This window comes from Segatella copri (assembly GCF_009494395.1).
GTDB lineage: Bacteria > Bacteroidota > Bacteroidia > Bacteroidales > Bacteroidaceae > Prevotella.
In genome coordinates, this window is sequence record NZ_VZCB01000079.1 from 343,408 (window position 1) to 363,975 (window position 20,568).

At 45.4% G+C, this 20,568-nt stretch carries 11 protein-coding genes and 1 pseudogene; 5 read left to right on the top strand and 7 right to left on the bottom strand.

Going from position 1 to position 20,568, the window contains the following annotated elements; translation table 11 throughout:
- Window positions 1–36 precede the first annotated feature (36 nt).
- The 3 genes from F7D73_RS10985 to F7D73_RS10995 form a co-directional block, all read right to left on the bottom strand.
- On the bottom strand, window positions 37–2,001 hold the full coding sequence (locus F7D73_RS10985) for a RagB/SusD family nutrient uptake outer membrane protein (RefSeq protein ID WP_153124662.1): 1,965 nt from the start codon (window positions 1,999–2,001) through the stop codon (window positions 37–39).
- A 19-nt stretch (window positions 2,002–2,020) separates the two neighbouring features.
- Window positions 2,021–5,149, bottom strand: a complete 3,129-nt coding sequence (locus F7D73_RS10990; RefSeq protein WP_437182317.1) for a SusC/RagA family TonB-linked outer membrane protein — start codon at window positions 5,147–5,149, stop codon at window positions 2,021–2,023.
- A 142-nt stretch (window positions 5,150–5,291) separates the two neighbouring features.
- Window positions 5,292–6,689: a cellulase family glycosylhydrolase gene (locus F7D73_RS10995; RefSeq protein WP_153124667.1), complete on the bottom strand. Its 1,398-nt coding sequence runs from the start codon at window positions 6,687–6,689 to the stop codon at window positions 5,292–5,294.
- Between the two features lie 481 nt (window positions 6,690–7,170).
- On the opposite strand from F7D73_RS10995, the gene F7D73_RS16225 reads away from it, so the two are divergent.
- From F7D73_RS16225 to F7D73_RS11005, 4 genes and pseudogenes are all read left to right on the top strand, one after another.
- Window positions 7,171–8,364, top strand: a complete 1,194-nt coding sequence (locus F7D73_RS16225) for a ligand-binding sensor domain-containing protein (RefSeq protein ID WP_228117715.1) — start codon at window positions 7,171–7,173, stop codon at window positions 8,362–8,364.
- A 14-nt stretch (window positions 8,365–8,378) separates the two neighbouring features.
- Window positions 8,379–8,528 (top strand): annotated as a pseudogene (locus F7D73_RS16350) (hypothetical protein); the annotation flags it as partial.
- A gap of 21 nt (window positions 8,529–8,549) precedes the next feature.
- Window positions 8,550–11,267: a hybrid sensor histidine kinase/response regulator transcription factor gene (locus F7D73_RS11000; RefSeq protein ID WP_262884888.1), complete on the top strand. Its 2,718-nt coding sequence runs from the start codon at window positions 8,550–8,552 to the stop codon at window positions 11,265–11,267.
- Window positions 11,268–11,474: 207 nt separating this feature from the next.
- Window positions 11,475–13,145, top strand: a complete 1,671-nt coding sequence (locus F7D73_RS11005; protein WP_153124669.1) for a glycoside hydrolase family 43 protein — start codon at window positions 11,475–11,477, stop codon at window positions 13,143–13,145.
- A gap of 592 nt (window positions 13,146–13,737) precedes the next feature.
- Here the strand turns inward: F7D73_RS11005 and F7D73_RS11010 are convergent.
- The 4 genes from F7D73_RS11010 to F7D73_RS11025 form a co-directional block, all read right to left on the bottom strand.
- Window positions 13,738–16,275, bottom strand: coding sequence for a glycoside hydrolase family 31 protein (locus F7D73_RS11010; protein WP_153124671.1), 2,538 nt, complete (start codon window positions 16,273–16,275; stop codon window positions 13,738–13,740).
- A 178-nt stretch (window positions 16,276–16,453) separates the two neighbouring features.
- Window positions 16,454–18,058, bottom strand: coding sequence for a helix-turn-helix domain-containing protein (locus F7D73_RS11015; RefSeq protein WP_153124673.1), 1,605 nt, complete (start codon window positions 18,056–18,058; stop codon window positions 16,454–16,456).
- A gap of 54 nt (window positions 18,059–18,112) precedes the next feature.
- Complete coding sequence (locus F7D73_RS11020; protein ID WP_153124712.1) at window positions 18,113–18,943, bottom strand: bifunctional metallophosphatase/5'-nucleotidase; 831 nt, start codon at window positions 18,941–18,943, stop codon at window positions 18,113–18,115.
- Window positions 18,944–19,038: 95 nt separating this feature from the next.
- Window positions 19,039–19,821 carry a 5'-nucleotidase C-terminal domain-containing protein gene (locus F7D73_RS11025; protein ID WP_153124675.1) on the bottom strand — a complete coding sequence of 261 codons (783 nt, stop codon included), beginning with the start codon at window positions 19,819–19,821 and terminating at the stop codon, window positions 19,039–19,041.
- Between the two features lie 267 nt (window positions 19,822–20,088).
- On the opposite strand from F7D73_RS11025, the gene rplS reads away from it, so the two are divergent.
- Window positions 20,089–20,454: a 50S ribosomal protein L19 gene (rplS, locus tag F7D73_RS11030; protein WP_118086221.1), complete on the top strand. Its 366-nt coding sequence runs from the start codon at window positions 20,089–20,091 to the stop codon at window positions 20,452–20,454.
- The last annotated feature ends 114 nt before the right edge of the window (window positions 20,455–20,568 follow it).

Consider the following 20,568-nt stretch of genomic DNA (forward strand, 5'->3'; position numbering starts at 1 on the left):
TATTCATTTAGTATTACTAATTTATAATTTTAAACCTTACCAGCCTGGATTTTGACGAAACTCTGGATAGAGCTGAGTCTCCCTGATTGGCAATGGGAACCAATAGTGCTTGGTATCGAAATTACGAGTCAATATCAATTTTCTACGATAATTGGCAACCTGAGCGTCCTTAGGATCATGCTTTTTATAGAAGTCTGCACTTTCCACACGGTCAAACTCCTGTGAGAATTTTTGGTTATAAGGAGCCTCTGTCAAAAGCAACCAACGCTGTAAGTCACAGAATCGGAATCCTTCGAAAGAAAGTTCTACCTCACGCTCACGACGAACCTCGTCCATGAACTTATGGTTGTCAGCAACAAATTCTGCAGCAACATGACCAGCACCACAACGGTCGCGAAGGGTATTGATTGCATCTTCTGCGGTCTTACCAAAGTTTGAAGACTTGCCGGAAGCACCACCGAATGCAGCACAAGCCTCTGCATACATCAAGTATATGTCTGCAAGACGCATATATGGCAAATAGCAGTGGAAAGCTGCACCCCAGTCATAATCTTTATCCACTTCATTACAGGTATGAGGCACCAACTTCTGAATGAAATAACCCGTACGACTTGCATTTTCTACTGGGCGCATATTACCACCCGTATATAATTGGCAATACTGCAGATCTGCAAACTGACCAGGTGTTCCGTTCAAATACTTAAAACCATCGAAGACGATATCGTGGTAGAAACGGGGATCACGATCTTTGAAAGGATGTGCAGGGTCGAAGCCAGACTTTGGATTGAGTACATACTGACCATTCTCAACCAAATAGATTGGCTCACCGTTAGCCATTCCATAAGCCTCTACAAGGTTGGCCGTAGGTTGGTGAATGGCATTATCATGAGCAACTACTTTCTTTACCTTAGGACCAAAGACCTTAGAGGTGTTCCAGTTAGAGCCATTAAAATCAGCAGATGGACCACGGAAGATAGCTTCAACTGTTCCTGGCATTTTCCAGTTCTGCTTCTTGGTATAGAAGATATCTGTGAAACAGGTATTGGCATCAGCAGATTTCTCATGATTGTAGATGTCTGAGTACTTAAACTCAGCCAACGCATATTGGGTCTGACCAGCTTCTACAAGAGAGAGAAGCTCACCAAAAGCCTCAGCTGCCTTCTTAGCATATTCTTGATCATAATCATAAGTCTTGCCATTCTTGCTGGCACCTGTCTGCGCACCATTCTTCATCAAAGGACTAGCAGCCCAAAGATAGGTTTTACCAAGATAACCAAGAGCCATAATCTTATTGATGCGAAGATCATTCTTACCTTGTGTGGCAGAACCTGCAGAAGTCTTATCCCAATTAATAGGCAACAAATCGGCAGCCTTGCGGAAATCTGCAGCCGCTTTATCAGCGCATTCCTGATAAGAAAGGCGTGGCAAATTCAGTTCGGCATTGGCATCGAGATAAGTATCCACATAAGGCATACCACCAAAATACTCCATCATTTCCTCATGCCACCATGCACGGAAGAAATAGAGCTGACCCTCTATCAGTTTTTTCTCTTCAGCACTTCCAGTCACAAACTTGTCGATATTCTGTAAACCGAGATTACATTTTCTGATGCAATACCACGCATGGTTCCAAATACCATGTGCCATCTTATCTGTGGAAGTAGGTGCACCATCACGCTTTAGCCAGTTACCAGTAGATTCCCATGCACGGAAGTTACCTAAATCAACCTGATGGGTCATTCTGCCATCAGCCTCTGGATTGAAGATTTCATCGTCACCCCAGTTCCATGAAGGACACCAGTTACATTTCTCTTTATCAGGGATACAGTTGTATATTTCCTCAACGAAACCTTGGAAATTACGGAAATTGGCAAAGGCATCGTCTGCAGAAACTGTTGAGTCTGGCTCCTTGTCCAAGTAGTCTTGACAAGAGTTCAGCGAGGTGCCGAAAGCCATCGAGACGCATCCCATCAACAATAATGTCTTTATCTTATTTTTCATCTGAATATTTTTTTTATAATTACAATGAGAATTTAACACCTAAGTTGAAGCGGCGAACCGTAGGGTATGCGCCCAACCAGCCACCACCACCGAGGTTTGCCTCACGGTCATCAGGCATACGAGTCCAAAGCCAGAGGTTATTACCATTCAAGTAAATCTTGAGGTAGTTTACGCCTAATGCCTTAATCCAACCCTTGGTCCAGGTATAAGCAATCTCGACATTCTTCAAACGAATGTAAGAGCCATCATACATATACTGTGTACCATCGGTGTAACTTGAAGCAGTGGCACCCCAACGAGGGAGGATACATTCTGCATTGCTTTGATTCTTATTCCACCAAGTACCAATATTATAAACATTATCAAGCTTATTACCAAAGCTTCCCAATCCTACGTCACGGGTCACATTAGTTACTCCATAGAACTGAGCGAAAGCAGAGAACCCCTTCCATTCGAAACCAATAGTAGCATTATAGGTGTTCTGCGGACTATTGCTATAACCTACAGGAGCCGAGTCCTTGCTATCAACAACACCATCACCATTGAAATCGACAATGTAATAGTCACCAACCAAACGGTGATTGTCATTGGAATCGTGCGCCGGAGAACCTATCAAATCATCAATATTATTGATAAAGCCCCTGTCTATATAAGAGCGATACTGCCCCATGGCAAATCCTGCCTCCTTTTGATAATTTGGAGTAAGGATGGCATCATCCTTCAAGATTACCTTATTCTTGGCATGGGTCATATTGAAATTACCCCAGAGTCGCAAGCCATTAGCAAACACCTTATTAAGTTTCAATTCCCACTCGTAACCACTGGTACGAACCTTACCTTTATTAATAGTAGGTGCTGTCGTTCCGAAATAAGAAGGAACAGAACGGCTGGAGCCGAAAATCAAGATGTCATTACGACGATCACAGAAAAAATCCAAAGAACCAGTAATCAAGCCTCCCAAGAAACCATAATCAATACCGAAGTTGGTTTTCTTAACTGTTTCCCATTTCACATTATCATTTCCAAGAGTGTTCTGTCGATACCATGTATAGATGCTCTCAGTATGGTCGAGATCCATCGTAGTCTTGCCGCCATACGCCCACTGACTCATATACAACCAGCGACGAGTAGAATCAAATGGGTCTGGACCTAGGTTGTCATCACCAATCTCACCATAGGAAGCACGTAACTTCAACATATCGATGATGTGATTGTCACGAAGAGACTTCATGAAGTTTTCCTCAGTAATGGTCCATCCGATAGCACCTGAATTGAAGAAGGCAAAACGATTGTCCTTGCTGAACTTTTCTGATCCGTTATAGGCGCCATTATACTCGATGTTATAACGACCAGCATAGCTATAGGTAGCACGGAACGCCCAGTCCTCACGGTAAGTTGGCATCACACTACCACGTGCATTCTCCTGACGTGAGAACAAGCCCATGGCTGATACATCATGCTGTCCAAACTTGCGAGCCCAGTTGAGCTGCAACTGATAGTAGAGGTTGCGAACAGTCTGGTTATTATCTACAGAACCACCTTCCGTTGACCAGTTCACACCTTGCTGCCAATCAAACTTATTCTGTCCCTCAAGTTCTTTACCATAAGTAACCTGACCTGTTTCAGGATCAATATACTTAGTCTGGGCATCATTATTCAAGTCATTGATACCTCGTCCTGTCTCAACAAAAACATTATCCCAAGAGATAGTACCACGGAAATTTAAGCCTTTGGTTATGAAATCCAATTTCTGCTCAAGGGTAAAGTCTGTATTGATACGAGTGGTTGTAGCCTGTGCTGTACCACCGATAGCAAGATTCTGTGCAGAGTTGCTTACATTGGAAGCTGATGGATAGAATCCCCATGTACCGTCAGAATATTGTGGCAAGAATACATCTGGGGCGATGTTATAAGCACCAGCCCACTGCTGACCAATCTGCCACTCACTGTTGCTCATGTTACTCCAAGGAGCTTTTCTTACGCCATTGCTACCAGCCACATTTACCTTCAAAGTAGTGCTACTAGTGATGGCAAAGTCCAAGTTACTACGAACATTGATACGATTGTATCCATAACCAGAGTTGTAGTTACGACCATTGTCATACTCACGGAAGAGGTCTCCCTCATGCACGAAATCAGCAGAAGCGAAGTACTTAACGAATTTTGTACCACCACTCACGTTCACGTTGGCATTATAGGATACAGCAGACTTTTTGAAAAGTGCATCCTGCCAATCCACATTGGCATAACGTTCACGCTGCTCATCCGTAGTCTGGTTTCGATAGTTGTCTATAAAAGACTGAGGACGAAGATATGAAACACCTTCAGGATAAATGCCCAGTTCACGCTCTACCACTTGGTTGCGAAGCATCAACGCATCATAAGAGTCGTACTTATTAGGCAACTTAGAAGGAGCTTTCAACGTAGCATTGAAACCAACGTCAATCTTAGCCTTGCCTTCCTGACCACGCTTGGTGGTAACCAAGATGACACCATTGGCTCCCTTCACACCATAGACTGCAGTAGCAGAAGCATCCTTCAGTACAGAGATGCTCTCCACAGAAGAGATGTCCACGCTGCTCAGAGGACGTTCAATACCATCAACGAGAACGAGAGGGTCGGAATTGTTCCATGAACTAGAACCACGGATGATAATCTGAGGTTCCTCCTCACCAGGCATACCATTGCCTTGGATTGTAACAACTCCTGGGAGGTTACCTGTCAAGGCTGAACCAACGTCGCTGACACCAGCTGCACGCTCCAAAACCTCACCAGTAGTCTGGGTGATGGAACCTACGACTGATGCTTTCTTCTGCTGACCATAACCAACAACTACGACTTCACCGATGGCATTGTCGTCTTCCAGTGAGAGTTTGAACTCTCTCTTCTTACCGATCTTTACTTCCTTGGTCTTCATACCTACGTATGTAAATACGAGAGTAGAATTCTCAGAAGGCACATCGATTTTGAAGTTACCGTCAAAGTCGGTGACCGTACCGACGCTGGCATTACCTTTCACTTTTACAGTGGCACCAATCAGAGGTTCACCTGTACCGTCAACAAGATTACCCTTGACATGGATCTTCTGAGCCTGAGCATTCAGGCTGCAGAAAGCTCCTACCAAGCATAAGGCTGCTGTCCGTTTCATTGTTAACACTTGTTCAATCATGTTCTATTCATTTTTGATTTATGCTTTAAAAATTTAGGCGTGCACTAAAATTGTTTATTCACGGCGGCAAAGGTATGGATTTCTTTCGAAACTTACTTTGCGTGGTGTAACAGAAACTTTATCATTTCAGAAAAACCTTGCGAGAACGTATTTTTCCATTACTTAACAGTTGTTTTATTATATAAACACCCGAAGTTGGCTTTTCTACCTCTTTTCCTTCTATATTATAATATAAGGTGGAAACCACGTCTGCCTGGGTTTCTAATTGTTTAATTCCTGTTGTATTTTGTTTCAAATACCATTCTTTATACCAGTTCATACAGGCATAGCCGCAACACTCTTCGAACAGTCCGTGCTTCTTGGCATTCTGGAAACCTGGCTGCACTTTACCGCTCTTCAAGTACTCATCAATATCGTAATATTCCTGCGGATGAGTCAATGTCATTCCGATATTGCCAAAATGGTCGTGAACTGCCTTCCAAGCCAATCCCCATTTTGAGGTAGATGCTGTTGCCCAGCTTCCCAGGTTAGGTTGTGTCCACTGTCCCCACTCGTTGTAGTGACCTTCGCTCGCCTTGTCAGGATCTTCCGGACTCCAGTCTATCTCCGTTACCATGATAGGTTTGCTGGTAACCATAGGCACCTGAGCCTGGAATTGTTTGATGAAGGCATCGTGATTACAGTTCTTGTCGCTGGCATTATACCATCCGGAATAAACATGTACTGCATAAGAGAAATTGTCCTCGCTATCGGTGATAGGATACTTGGCGTAGTCCTGATATTGGCTCTGATAACCGGCGCCCGGAACCCAGATGATTCCCTTGAAACCCTGGCTTCTGATTACATCCACTACCGGTTGGAAGTAATCGTGCAAAGCCCTTTCTGAATTCGTTCCGTCTGAAAGATGTACTCTCACAGGCTCATTGGCAAGTTCGATGGAGATTACTCCTTCATTCTGCTTGATGTATTCATCGGCAGCAAATGTTTTCCAGATACCCTTCAGATAGCGGTTGTACTTGTCGCCGACACTGATATCACCAGGACAGACACCCGGCGGACGGACGATGACGTAAAGTCCATGAGCGATGGCATCCTTAATGAGAGGAATGTAGAGCTTCTGAAGATAGAGACGATAGCGCTTCATGTCGAATGCCGAGATATCTGCCTCGTTTTCTGCTTTCTTTTTCGGATCATTGGTCCAGCAAGGGTCCATGTGCAGACGGAACACGGTACAGTAAGCTCCCTGCTCCTTGTCGGTAATAGCCGAAAACTGCTTGGAGAAATATTCCAGACAAGGCTTTATGTCTGACTCCGAATAGTCAGCCTTCCACTGTTGCCATCTCCACCCATTGAAGTAGCGATTCGGCGTATCCATCACACCATGTAAGACAACGGTCTTACCATTGGCATCTACCAGATTCTTACCCTGCACACGGAGTGCCGGCAGATTATCGGCAGCCAGTCCCGCCATTGACAGCATAGTCATAGCGAGTGATATTAACAATTTCTTTCTGTTCATTGTTACAATTATTTTTAGATTTATCATATATTGTCAGTCTTCATATCAAATCATGGAGGATTGTCAGGTTCAAGTCTACAGAAAAGGATGCTGGTCTTTTAAAATGGAATGGCGCGTAATCACTACGCACCATTCCCGAAAACCAATTAATCATGATTCTATATAAAAACCATAATATCTAAATCATTTAGAAAATCTTAAACCTATTTATATAAACCTATAAACCTAACTAACCTACATATTCAAAACTACTAAAATCAACATAACTTAAAACTGCTGCAAAGATACCTCAAATCTATCATACATACTTTATAACAAGTAACCAATAGTTTTTCTGTCGTATCACATGTAACATCGACCTTACCCCACGTAACATTTTAACATCTTTTTAGTATCATTCTATAAAAAACATACATTTCCGTGCACTATTCTCCCATTTATTTCGTATTTTTGCAAACGAATATAAAAAAGCAAAAAGACAATGAAACCAAGAATCATGATGATTTCCATGAAATCGAACCTCAGAATAGTGAGATACATCGGTCTTTTACTGATGTTTATCCTCTGTCTCACTGCGCAGAACTTGATGGCGCAGCGAGGAAAATTGTTCAATTCAGACAAGCAGCTTTCAAGCAACCTTGCCACTCAGGTGTTCCAGGATTCAAATGGTTTCATTTGGATTGCCACCCGTAACGGTCTGAACGTTTATGATGGCTATAACTTTATGGTCATCAGAAAAACCAAAGAAGACAACAGAGGTCTGACCAGCAATTATATCAACTGCATTACCCAAGATGTCCAAGGGCATATTCTGTTGGGTACAAACAACTCGCTCCTTTTATTTAATGGAAAGAGTTTTGCCAACATTCCACTACTTGACTCCAAGAATCAGCCTATCAGAACCTTTGTAACTCAGGTTTACCGTCTGAAAAACAAGGATATAGCCGTAGTTACATCGGGATATGGAATTATGCTCAAGAAAGAAGATGCAGAAGTATGCTATGCCATGAAGGGCGAAGTGGAGAACCTGAAATTCATACATAAGATTCTGGAAGACAAACAGGAAAGACTTTGGATTATCCAGGAGAACGGCAAACTATGCCGTGCCGACAAGAAAGGGAAACTGACCAAACAGATTCCTGGAGCAGAAACACTGGAAGCACAAGATATCAGACAAGACAACAAGGGCAACATTTATCTTGCAACCAAGAATGATGGTGTTTATCTTCTCAAGACAGGTTCAACCGTCTTCACCAAGATAGCCGGCATAGGCAATCTTCCTATTGAAAGCATCTATATTAGCCGCGACCAGCGCTTGTTTATCGGTTGCGACGGTATGGGTATCTTTGTGTATAATCCTATAACAGGATTCTTGCAAAATAATCCCCTGTTCAGCCGCGAAGTAAATCTTGCCAAGAGCAAGGTTACCAGCATTATAGAAGATTTTACGGGAAACATCTGGGTGAGTATGCTCCAGAAGGGCGTATTCATGCAGTCGCAGGCTCAATGTGATTTCAACTATATGGGCTACCGTTTGGGCAACCGCAACGTGATAGGCGAAAACAGCATCACAAGTCTGTGTCCCAACCAGGGCAATCAAGTCTGGGTGGGCACCGACAAGGATGGTCTTTACCTCTTTGACCTAAAAACCGGTAGTATCAACAGCCATTATTAAGCAACACCACGGTACTGACACTCTGCAAAGACCAGAAGGGCAGAACATGGGTAGGAACCTATACTGACGGCATTGGATTTATAGATGCGGGGGGCTCTTTCCATCCATTCAGCCTAGGCATTGGCAACCAGACGGGCATCTTCGATATCCAGGAAGACCCACAGGGCAATATCTGGTTTGCCACCATGGGCGAAGGACTGTTCCGCCTTTCTCCAGATGGAAGCATCAAGCAATGGAAAGCACTATATGGCGCAGATAACGACCTGAAGAAGAACAGTATTCCTAACGATTACCTCGTGAAACTCAGCATCTCAAAAGATGGTAAGCTGGTTTTCGTTGCCACTTCTGTAGGTCTGGCTTGCTATGACCAGCAAAAGAATAGCTGGACTTCCACTTTCGGTGGCGTCAACTGTCTGAACAAGGGCTGTTTCTCTCATTGCGTCTACGCTGACAGCAAGAACCGCGTTTGGTTTGGCACAGAAGACGGAGCAATCTGCTATGATCCGAAGAAGGGATATGCCAATCCGAAGATTTACAACACGGAAACTGGACTTTCAGACAACAGCGCAGCCAGCATCATAGAAGATTACAAGGGCAGAATCTGGATAGGAACTACCGGTGGCTTAAACCAGATAGATACAGAAAAAGGAACTATCAACAAGTACTACTCAGACAATGGCTTGCAGAGCAATGAGTTCAGCGATGCTGCAGCCTGCACACTCTGGGGAGGAAAAATGCTGGTGATGGGTGGAACCGGTGGTATCAACTGGTTTGATACGGACAAGGTGAAACAGCATCCTTGGCAGGCGAAAGTTACCATATCAGGACTTCTTGTGGGCAACAAACCTGTATACCAGGATATGGAATCGGGCATCTATACCATCACCGACAAAGGTGTATACAACAGCGACAAGTTCTCCTTGTCGTATGATGATAACACCTTCACCATCCAGCTGTCTACTCTTACATATAATAATGTAGAACAGATCAGCTATGCCTACAGCATCAATGGTGAGGATTGGCGAACCATACAGCCTGGTCTGAACGAACTTTCTTTCTCACACATGCCAGCAGGTACCTACAAGTTCCGTGTCAAGGCCATCTGCAACGGATACGAAACCCCTGTCAAGGAGTTCTCCATTATCGTTCACCCAGCCTGGTACGCCAGCATCTGGGCAAGACTCTGCTATCTGCTTGCATTCCTGGGACTCTGTCTGCTCTATATCAAGCATCGCAAACGCAAGATGGAAGACCAGCTTATATTGCAGCAGCATATCCATGCCGAAGAGATGGGCGAAGCGAAGCTGAAGTTCTTCATGAACATCAGCCACGAAATCCGTACCCCATTGACCCTCATCCTCACCCCTCTGTTCACGCTGATCAAGGAAGATAAGGATGCCCACCGACAGGGCATCTACGATATAATGCGCAAGAACTCGGAACGAATCCTGCACCTGATTGACCAGATGATGGACTTGAGAAAGATTGACAAGGGACAGATGGTGATGCACATGAGCGAAACCGATATGGTTGCCTTTATTGGCGATGAATACAAACTCTTCTGCCAGCAGGCGGTTGCCAAGAGCATCCAATTCACCTTTGAACACGAAGACAAGGCTCTCCCAGTATGGATAGACCGTGACAACTTTGACAAGGTATTGATGAACGTCCTGTCAAACGCCTTCAAGTTTACACCGACAGGCGGCAGAATCCGTATCACCCTCTCCCACTCGCCTCATCATGTCCGCATCGCCATCAAGGATAGCGGAAAGGGCATTCAAGAGGATAAGCTCGAAACCATCTTCCAGCGTTTCTATCAGAGTCCCACCTCTTCCAACGACCGGAATGTAGGTACGGGAATCGGTCTCGACCTGACCCGCTCGCTCGTGGAACTGCACTACGGAACCATTACAGCCGCCAACAACAGGACACTTGATGAAGCCGACTGGACGGAAGGAAGCCAGTTCCTCATCACGCTGCCTCTGGGCAACGAACATCTGAAACCGGAAGAAATGACAGATGCACCGGAGCCACAGGCAGCTAAAGAAATTAAGGAACTGGAAGAAAACATAGAGGAAGAAAATAAAGAGGATGCAGCCAATGGAACCGAAGAAGATTTCATGAGCAAGGTAAAGAGCACCATCGCTGTGGTAGAAGACGATGAGGCTATACGTGATTTCCTGAAGACCCAACTTCAGGAAACCTACAATATCCTTACCTTCTGCAACGGAAAGGAGGCACTGCCGGAGATTATCAAGCAGAAGCCAAGCCTCGTTATCACAGATATCATGATGCCTGAGATGGACGGCAATACGCTCTGCACCAAGATTAAGAACAATGTGAACACCAACCACATTCCGGTGATTCTGCTTACAGCAATGAGCAGAGAGGAAGACCAGCTGACCGGTTTGCAGTCGGGTGCCGATGCCTATGTGGTGAAGCCGTTCAATATTGACATTCTGCGCCGCACCATCATCAACCTGCTCAACGTTCGCCGTACTTTGAAAAACAAGTTTACGGGCAGTGAGAGCCAGAGCGACAAGCAGCTCGCGATAGAAAAAGACCTGTCGCCAAAAGACCAGCTGATGGAACAGGTGATGAAAGTAATCAATGATAACATGGATAATGAAGACCTGAGTGTGGATATGATTGCCCGCGAGGTTGGACTGAGCCGTGTGCATCTGCACCGCCGAATGAAGGAGCTGACCAACCAGACACCACATGCCTTCATCCGCAATACCCGTCTGCAGTATGCCGAAAAATTGCTGAGCCACTCTAACAAGACGATATCAGACATCATGTTTACCTGCGGTTTCTCCAACCCAGCCAGCTTCAGCACCATGTTCAAGAACCTTTATGGCTCTTCGCCTCGCGATTATATGCAGGCACACCGGAAAATCTAGCCTTTTCACAACCGAAAAGGCAAGATGTTTCCTGAAATAAAGTATTTGTTACAAATCGAAAAGTTTATGATAAACTCTGCAAAGTGTTGGTAACATTTTATGGGGGTATATTTAAAAGGAAAGCGGTAACTTTGCAGCAGTTTTATGAATACATGTTTCAGCCATGAATTCAGATACTCATTCTGTAATTTTAAACCCAATAATAAAATGAAGAAAATTACAATCTTATCGCTTTCCCTGACGCTTGCTGCCGCTGCACAGGCGCAGACAGCTGAGTTTGACTATTTCAAGTATGCGGGCAATGACGCTCGATTCAATGTTGAAATCGACAAGACTCACCAGTATTACAACCCCGTGCTGGCTGGTTTTTATCCAGACCCATCACTCTGCCGCGTAGGCGACACCTACTATCTGGTAAACTCTTCGTTTACCTTCTTCCCTGGTGTGCCTCTCTCAACCAGTAAAGACCTGGTCAACTGGCAGCCTGCCGGTCATGTGCTCGACCGCACATCACAGGTTCCATTGAAGGGACAGCACGTTTCGGGTGGTATCTTTGCACCAGCCATCAGCTACAACAAGAAGAACAAGACCTTCTATATGATTACCACCAACGTGGGAGCCGGCAACTTCTTTGTGAAATCAAAAGATCCTTCCAAGGGCTGGAGCGAGCCTATCTATCTGAGAAAGATTGACGGTATCGACCCTAGCTTCTTCTTCGATGACAACGGCAAGGGCTATATCGTTCACAATGGTCCGGTTGTTGGCGGTGCCGATTACGAGGGTCAGCGCTCTATCCGCTGCTTCGAATTCGACGTGAAGGGCGACAGTATCAAGGGCGATTTCAAGGAGATTCTCCGTGGAGGAACCCATGTAGAGGCGCGTCCTATCTGGATTGAGGGTCCTCACCTCTTCAAGAAAGGCAAGTTCTATTATCTGATGTGCGCCGAAGGTGGTACAGGCGGATGGCACAGCGAGGTTATCCTGCGTGCCAAGAATCCGATGGGACCATGGGAGGAATGCCCTAACAACCCTATCCTTACCCAGCGTACCGGTCTCGACCCTAACCGCAAGGACCCAGTTTCCAGTGCCGGTCATGCTGATATCGTAGAAGATGGCAAGGGCAACTGGTGGGCTGTATTCCTGGCTTGCCGCCCTTACGAAGAGGATATGTACAACACAGGCCGCGATACTTATCTGCTGCCTGTAACCTGGAAGAATGGATGGCCAGAGATTCTTGCCAAGAACACTCCTATCTCTAGCGTTGGAGAGAAGGCTGGCTTGAAACCTGCAGAGAAGAATGAGTTCTCAGGCAACTTCTCTTATGTTGATAACTTCGAGGTAGATAACAACAAGGCGGGTCTGAAAGAGTTGAATCCACGCTGGATGTTCCTCCGCGACTTTACAGATTGCTACAAGGTAGAGAACGGCAAACTGAAGATGAACCTCCTGCCAGGCAATATCTACAAGCGTGAGCCGATGTCTGCCATCTGGGCACGTCAGCAGCACAGCACATTCACAGCTGAGACTGAAATCAACTTTACTCCTCGCAACGACAAGGACATCGCAGGTCTGGCACTTCTCCAGAAGGAAGACCACAACTTCGTATTGGGTAAGACCATGAAGAAGGGCAAGCTGATGATTACTCTGACCCGTGCCGAGAAGAACAATGTTACTATCGCCTCTGCTCCTATCAAGGCTGGCAAGCTGAAGCTGAAGGTAGAAGGTCATGACAGATATTATGATTTCTATTATGCCGAAGAAGGCGGCAGCTGGCAGCTGCTTGCCAAGGGTGTGGACGCCTCTAACCTGAGCACCCAGAAAAGCGGCGGCTTCATCGGTGCCTGCATCGGTCTCTATGCTTCTTCCAACAAGGAATAAGGATTTGAGAAAAGATTAATATTTTAGGAATAGATAATAAAAGAAAAGGTTGATACCTCGCGTTTTGCCTGGTATCAACCTTCTTCTTTAGTATTATATCTCAAAGAAACGATATGCATATTATCATTTCCAAATATAAGTATTCAAGTTTCGCAAGTGAGGGAATTAATTGAAGTTAAAGAAGTTATCACTCCCTACGGTCGTTCGGGAAGTTAAGAGACAATAGTCTTCTAGCTTAAACATAGGACATTTGTCCCTTAACTTCCCTCTAACTTCCCTAACTTCCCTTAACTTCCCCACATGCGAAAGTTCAGTGATTTATTCAAGTTTCGCAAGTTTTGCCCCACACGCCCTGAAAGGGCAGAAGCTCCTAGCCCAGGGCATCGCCCTGGGTAATTACGGACGCAAACCTGTCGCCCTGTATGGGCAAAAGCTTTAAAACTCCAAGCAACACATAAAGCTTTTGCCCTTACAGGGCGCCTTGCTGATTGCTATTATACCCAGGGCGATGCCCTGGGCTAGGAGCTTTTGGGCCTTCAGCCCGTACTTAAACCACTTGCGAAACTTGAGTGATTTATTAAAACCGTTTATCTTATAGTTGTACCTTTACTGCCTTCCCGTCATATTCCACGCTCTTGCTTGCCTGCATAGGCTGATCGCCTGTTCCGCTATCAGCTCCCACCAGCACGATGTGGAATCTGCGATGCTGGAGCATTCCCTTATAACTACCCTTGCGTGGTGCGATGCTCAGGGTTCTTCCTGCTTCATCCCACACAAACTTGATTTCAGAGAATTTACCCTTTTCGTAGTTATAGTTGTCGCCCTCGTCCTCATAGAGCGTAAACGTTCCATTGGCACCAGGATAGACACGGATTTCAAGCTCATCCCAAGGCTTCTCTGAACTATACTGCACTTCAGGACCGAATGGCAGGATGGTACCCGCCTTGATGAATACAGGCATAATGTCGATAGGACAAAGGCGCTGGATATCCTGGCCACCCTCATACTGGGTGTTGCTCCAGAAATCATACCATTTATTACCCTTTGGCAAGTAAACATTCACAGGCGCAGCTGCCTTCCTTACATCAGGATAGATGGTATGGCCCTTCTTCTCCTTATCCTTCCAGGTGTATAAAGGATCGGTTACCGGCTTCACCAGAATGTTGCGACCGAAGAGATACTCATCGTTCAGGCGGGAAGCCTTTTTGTCTGCCGCATAGTCCATCACCAGGGCACGCATCATGCTTCCGCTATTCTGCACGCAGTCGCCTGCTGTACTGTAAATGTAAGGAAGGAGACGATAGCGCAGCTTGATGCTCTTAATCATGGCATCATAAGCCCAGTCGCCCTGTTTTCCGAATTCATACAGTTCGCTTACCATCGGTGCAGAACAGTGGTTGCGCATCAATGGCATGAAGGTTCCCCATTGCATCCAACGGGTCTGCAATTCCTGAACAGCAGGATTCTTAGGATTCTGTTCAAACTCCCAGTAGAAGAAACCACCCAGGTCGGTATTCCAGAAAGGAATGCCACAGAGCGAGAAGTTCAAACCCGATGGAATCTGATTCTTCATCTCGTTCCAGGAAGCTAACACATCGCCGCTCCAGCAGAGAGTGCCATAATGCTGTATACCAAAACTGCCGCTTCGGGTCATCTGGAGCGAACGCTTTGTGTTGCCCTTCATCGCTCTCTGATGCTCATAGATGCTCTTGTTATGCAATAATGGGAAGGCGTTTTTCACTCCAAGCCATGAACCATCGTAGGTCTGGTAGTTCTCATCACCCGGCTTCTCAAAATGGTCTGGTTCCGTAGAATCGGTCCACCAGGCATCGAATCCCATTTGGTAGAGATGAGAAAGATATTTCCAATAGAGGTCGCGAGCCTTCGGATTGAAAACATCGTATGGCATCACGCCATTGTTTCTTGGCCAGGTATCGAAAGGAAGGAGAGCATTCATCTTCTTCAGCTCACGATACTGTTCGGTCCAAGGACCAAAACTTGACCAAATGGAAATCATCAGGTGGGCATCGTTCTTATGAACATACTTCACCATTTCCTCCGGACTCTTCAGTCGAGGCTCGCCCTGTGCCTTCATCTGCTTCATATCAGTAGGAAGATACTTGGCATAAGCTGGGTCGCCCACCTTATTAATATAATATGGGTTCTGGAACTTCATCGCATTCCAGTTGGAATCGCATCCCCAATATTGCCAATCCTGCACGATGGCATCAGTAGGAATCTTCAGTTCACGATACTTGTCCAATACGCCTGCCAGTTCATCGCTGGTCTTATAGCGCTCACGGCATTGCCAGAAGCCCATTGCCCATTTCGGGAACATGGTTGCCTGTCCGGTGAGTTCACGGATGCTGGCGATGACTCCATCCTGCGTACCATCCTTGTACATGAAATAGTAGTCAGCGCAGGTTCCCACTTCGCTGGTAAAGGAAGTGCATGATGGCTGGTTGCTATTGTTCCTGGATGCTACCACATCATTGAAATAGGTTTTTCCCGCATTGTCCCAGTAAAGACCATAGCCTTTCTCGCTGGTGAAATAAGGGATAGCAATGTAAGTGTTATGATTCCAGAGTTCAATATTCTGGCGGCCACGCTGATTCATATAAACATCACGCAGCTGTCCTAATCCATAGATGGCCTCGTCGTCGGCAAGACGGAAGTCCTGCTCTATGCGGTACTTACCCTTGTTGGCTTCATCCTTGCGGGCTTCCAGACGGGTCTTCGTATCGGTAAGCAACAGTTTTCCATCCTTCGAAAGGAAGCGGATTTCGCCTGTCTGCTGATTCAGTTCGACGGAAATGAAACTAGACTTAATATTTACAATATCCCCGTTTTCCTGTATTTGAATCCCCTTCATCTGCTGAGGTTTCAAGATGACTGAATAGCTTTTCTTCTGAACGGAAGCACCAACACCGGCATCTGATTTCAAGATGCGGACGATGGATGGTGAATAGAATTCGATGGTTACATTCTGTTGAGCCACCTGACGGGTGATGGACTTGGCAGCCGCACCTTTCTGGGTGCTTGCCACCTTTACGCTCTTGGCGCTGAGTTCACTTGGAACACCAACGGCAGCGATGCCCAAAAGGGCAATGAGAGATAAATTCCTTAGCATACTTTTGTTTATTTTATTAGAGGGTTTATGATTTATCCAATTCCAAATACATAGGATTGGATTTCTGCTGCAAAGGTAATGCTAAATGTTAGAAAAGGGATAAAACAAATGATGATTCGAGTGGTACATTTGTTGAATCATACCGAAAAAGCCCCTTCCAAGGCTATTCCGGCACGATTTATCTATATTCTGAAGGCAATACGCCAAATTCCTTCTTAAAACACTTAGTGAAATAACTGGGCGAGCTGAAGCCCGTTCGGTCGGCGATTTCATTCACACTAAGCTTCCCTTCCTGAAGCAAGGCTGCTGCACGATGAAGGCGGATACTGCGGATAAATGCCACAGGAGTAGTATCGATCAGAGCCGTCAGCTTTTTATAAAGTCCCGTCCGCTCCATGCAGAGGTCCCTCGCCAGTTGCTCTACACCATATTCGCCATCTTCAAGATGCTGCTCTACCAGAGCACGCACCTGAAGTATCAGTTCAGGCTCCTGATTAAGAGTTTCGGCTGTTTCCTGCTGCTGGCTATCCGCTGGCAATAAAGGAACTTCATCTTTAATAGAATCAGTATTTATTACATTTATCCTCTTTCTTCTACGAAGATAAAGAGTGATAATGCCCACCAAAGTCGCAAGGAAGACAACAAAGCCAGCTATCGCCCATCCCGACTGCCACCAGGGCTGGTCTATCGTAAAAAAGAGACCCAACATAGGTGAAACATAAATTAGACCATCGTGATAGGTTCCCAGCCAGATGGCTCCTTCCTTATCCCGATAAACTGTATTGATGCCCGTGGTGAGCGATTTTCCATCAGGTAAAGACAATTCCCTTACCTCGCGTGGAGTAGTTCCCAACTTGAAGTCGAACATCAGATAACCATGCTGACTGCTGATCAAAGCCTGATTGTCTGATGACATATTCAATGTATGCAAGATGTAATCGCATGCGAATATCCTGGCAAACTTCCGGGTTTCCGGATTAAAATGCAGGAAAATGGAAGCATCCGCCTTGTTCTTCTCATCACGTCCGGTCCTAATCTGGTAAAACTGTCCGCTCTGCGTCTGAATAGTGAGCGAGGTATTCCGATAATGCTGAACTTCGGCTGTTGAATAGGCAGAAGCGGCATAAACCAGCTTATCTCTCTGAAAAACCGCCACGATTCCCGAATCCATGAAAGCATAAACTTGTTTGCCATCAGTATCCAAATCCTGCAGATACCCCCATTCCTTCTTCAAATGAATCAGATTGCCATCCTGCGTATTGAGCAGCGAATCACCCATAACAACCCAGACATTCTTCCTGCTATCTACAAACAGGTCCTGAATAGCATTCCCAGTAGGAGTGTTTGGGATTATCCTCATCTTATTCTCTTTTCCATTTCCTGGCAGAGAATCAAGAGAATGTTCCTGAAGTCTGCCCTCTGAAAGCAGAATACAGAATATCATCTGATATTCCTTTACCCAAAGTCTATCCTGGCTATCAGCATAAAGATGCGTCTGCCCCTTGTATTTCGTGATGCTTTCTGCCTTTTCTGCAGGAAGAGGGATAAAGGTGAAACGCCTTCCATTGTAGAGATTGATACCCTTGCGAGTTCTCACTGCCAACCTGCCATCTGCCAACTGTATCATCTGTAGGATACAATTATCAGAAAGGCCCTGTTGGGTATTGAGCACATAGAAATAATCGTTTGTCTCTACTTTCTGGGCTGAACCGGTAAGTATCCAGCCCCAAAAGCAGAGGAAAACGATGCATAGTTTGATGATATATGGTTTATAACTTCTCATGGATTCTCAAGAAGGCTGACACCTCGCGTTTTGCCAGGTATCTACCTTCTTCTTTTATTTATTCTTTACGATATCCAAAGTCATCTTGCCAACCCAGATAGCGCTCTTGCCGTTCTGGTCGATTGGCACCGGTTTGCCATCGAGATTATTCAGATACTCCAACTGCTTGAAGTAGGTATGGCTATGACCGCCCAGTATCAGGTCGATGTCACGGGTGGCTGGGGCTACCTCAGAATCGTCGATGCCATCTATCTTCCAGCCCAGGTGGGAGATGCAGATGATGACATCACACTTCTCTTTCTTCTTCAATATCTCTGTCATTTCCTTTGCCTTGGCGATAGGATCGAGATATTTGATGCAGCCATAGTTGGCTTCAATTACCAGACCGGCAAGTTCCGGACACAAGCCGAAAACGCCAATCTTCAGTCCCTTGCGCTTGATAATGGTGTAAGGCTTTACGATATTTGCCAGTTCGGTACCTGTGAAATCATAGTTGGAACAGACGATAGGAAACTTCGCCATCTTGAAGATGCGCACCATGTTGTCTATTCCGAAATCGAACTCGTGGTTGCCGATGGTAGCGGCATCATATTTCATTTCGTTCATCAGTCCTATTTCTACATCTCCCTTGAAGAGAGAGTAATAAGGTGAACCCTGTGAGAAATCGCCACTGTCAAAGAGCAGCAAGTCGGGATTCGCCTTGCGCTCTTCCTTAATCATCGCCACCCTACGGAGAAAACCGCCACGATTTGCTGTTGCCGTATCTGCGAGATTCGGATTGATTGGCATCACGCATGAATGCGTATCGTTGGTATGGAGCACTACGAGCTGCTTTACCACCTTTGCCTCTTTCTTAGCCTTAGCTTGAACGGCTGCTGGCTGCATCACGAAAGATGCCAGAACCAGACCTATATATAATAATGTATGTTTCATCAGAACTATCAACTATAAACTATCGTCTATAAACTATAAACTGTTAACTATAAACTATCAACTGAGCATCTGCCTTCAATCTTGGATTCCACCACCTTGCCCTGTGCCTGCATCTCGCGGAAATAATTCATGATGATGTAACGCACATTGTTCTCTTTCTGCTTAGGAGCAAAGACATCGGTTCCGCTCTTGAAGGCTACGAGCTGGTCGTTACCCTCGGCAAGATAATCGAGGGTAGCAATGCGATAACTCTTCTCCGGATCTACAGGTTCACCGTTCAGCGTAACGCTCTTCAGCTTGCCATCCTTGGTGATAACCATTCTAACAGCATGGCTCAAGCCTTCGCCTCCACGATGAGCTATCTGCTGGAAAAGCTCCAGAACCTTATCACCCTTCAGGGTCAGGAAACAGATTTTGTTCTCGAAAGGAGCCATATCGTTCACATCGCCTACAGTAACCTTACCCTTGGCAAGATTAGAACGGATGCCGCCCATATTGTAAACAGCGAAAACCGGCTGTTCTTCAAACTGCTTGCCACCCCATATCAGGATGTCACAGAGCAAGTTACTGAGTTCGCTCTCTGGACGGTGACGGATCATATCATGAGCAATATGACCCACAACAGGACCCATGATACTGTCTACCTTACTCTTATAAGGAGCGATAAACCGGGCAGCCTCAGCATCAGGCTGTGCATCCCATTTCTGATCAACCAATATTCGGGTTCTCTCCACCTTCGCCACCTTGTATTTCTGGGCGAAAGCCGGACTTGCCATCAGCAGCATGACTGCCGAAGCAAGGTAAATCTTGATACTATTTTTTTTCTTCATACTTAATACACTAAATACTTTTAGAGCGCAAAGATACAAAATAAATCTGTGAAATCCGTGAAATCTGTGGGAAAAGACGTTGACAAGAAAGAAAAAGAGTTAAATCTGCGAGAAAAAAGAAAGAAAGTGACTGAAAATTTGCGAGATACAAGAAAAAGTAGTAACTTTGCACCCGCTTTTCGGCGTAACCGCTGTTGTCTGGGCAGAAGTGTTGTCCAAGTCCATGTTGCGTTGGAACGACAAACAATTTTTAATTTTATACAAAAAATGGATTTGATTAAAGTTGCTGAAGAAGCATTTGCAACCGGCAAGAAGTTCCCTGAGTTCAAGGCAGGTGATACTATCACAGTCGCTTACAAAATCGTCGAGGGTACTAAGGAGCGTATCCAGCTCTATCGTGGTGTTGTTATCAAGATCTCTGGTCATGGTGACAAGAAGCGTTTTACAGTTCGCAAGATGTCTGGTACTGTAGGTGTTGAGCGTATCTTCCCTATCGAGTCACCAGCTATCGATTCTATCGAGGTGAACAAGCATGGTAAGGTTCGTCGCGCTAAGTTGTATTACTTGCGTAAGCTTACTGGTAAGAAGGCTCGTATCGCTGAGAAGAAGACTGTAACTAAGGGTGCAGAATAATTTTTCTTAGGAGACCTAATCAGAAAAAATAAAGGGAATCCAGTCTCACGACCGGGTTCCCTTTTTTATGCTAATAATCTTAACCAAAAACCTTCAAACAAATCATGGTTGACA

What these genes read in the sequence shown, in the direction of transcription:
- F7D73_RS10985 (WP_153124662.1), bottom strand. Translation starts at nt 2,001, where the DNA reads ATGAAAAATAAGATAAAGACATTATTGTTGATGGGATGCGTCTCGATG.
- F7D73_RS10990 (WP_437182317.1), bottom strand. Translation starts at nt 5,149, where the DNA reads ATGAAACGGACAGCAGCCTTATGCTTGGTAGGAGCTTTCTGCAGCCTG.
- F7D73_RS10995 (WP_153124667.1), bottom strand. Translation starts at nt 6,689, where the DNA reads ATGAACAGAAAGAAATTGTTAATATCACTCGCTATGACTATGCTGTCA.
- F7D73_RS16225 (WP_228117715.1), top strand. Translation starts at nt 7,171, where the DNA reads ATGAAACCAAGAATCATGATGATTTCCATGAAATCGAACCTCAGAATA.
- F7D73_RS11000 (WP_262884888.1), top strand. Translation starts at nt 8,550, where the DNA reads ATGGGCGAAGGACTGTTCCGCCTTTCTCCAGATGGAAGCATCAAGCAA.
- F7D73_RS11005 (WP_153124669.1), top strand. Translation starts at nt 11,475, where the DNA reads ATGAAGAAAATTACAATCTTATCGCTTTCCCTGACGCTTGCTGCCGCT.
- F7D73_RS11010 (WP_153124671.1), bottom strand. Translation starts at nt 16,275, where the DNA reads ATGCTAAGGAATTTATCTCTCATTGCCCTTTTGGGCATCGCTGCCGTT.
- F7D73_RS11015 (WP_153124673.1), bottom strand. Translation starts at nt 18,058, where the DNA reads ATGAGAAGTTATAAACCATATATCATCAAACTATGCATCGTTTTCCTC.
- F7D73_RS11020 (WP_153124712.1), bottom strand. Translation starts at nt 18,943, where the DNA reads ATGCAGCCAGCAGCCGTTCAAGCTAAGGCTAAGAAAGAGGCAAAGGTG.
- F7D73_RS11025 (WP_153124675.1), bottom strand. Translation starts at nt 19,821, where the DNA reads ATGAAGAAAAAAAATAGTATCAAGATTTACCTTGCTTCGGCAGTCATG.
- rplS (WP_118086221.1), top strand. Translation starts at nt 20,089, where the DNA reads ATGGATTTGATTAAAGTTGCTGAAGAAGCATTTGCAACCGGCAAGAAG.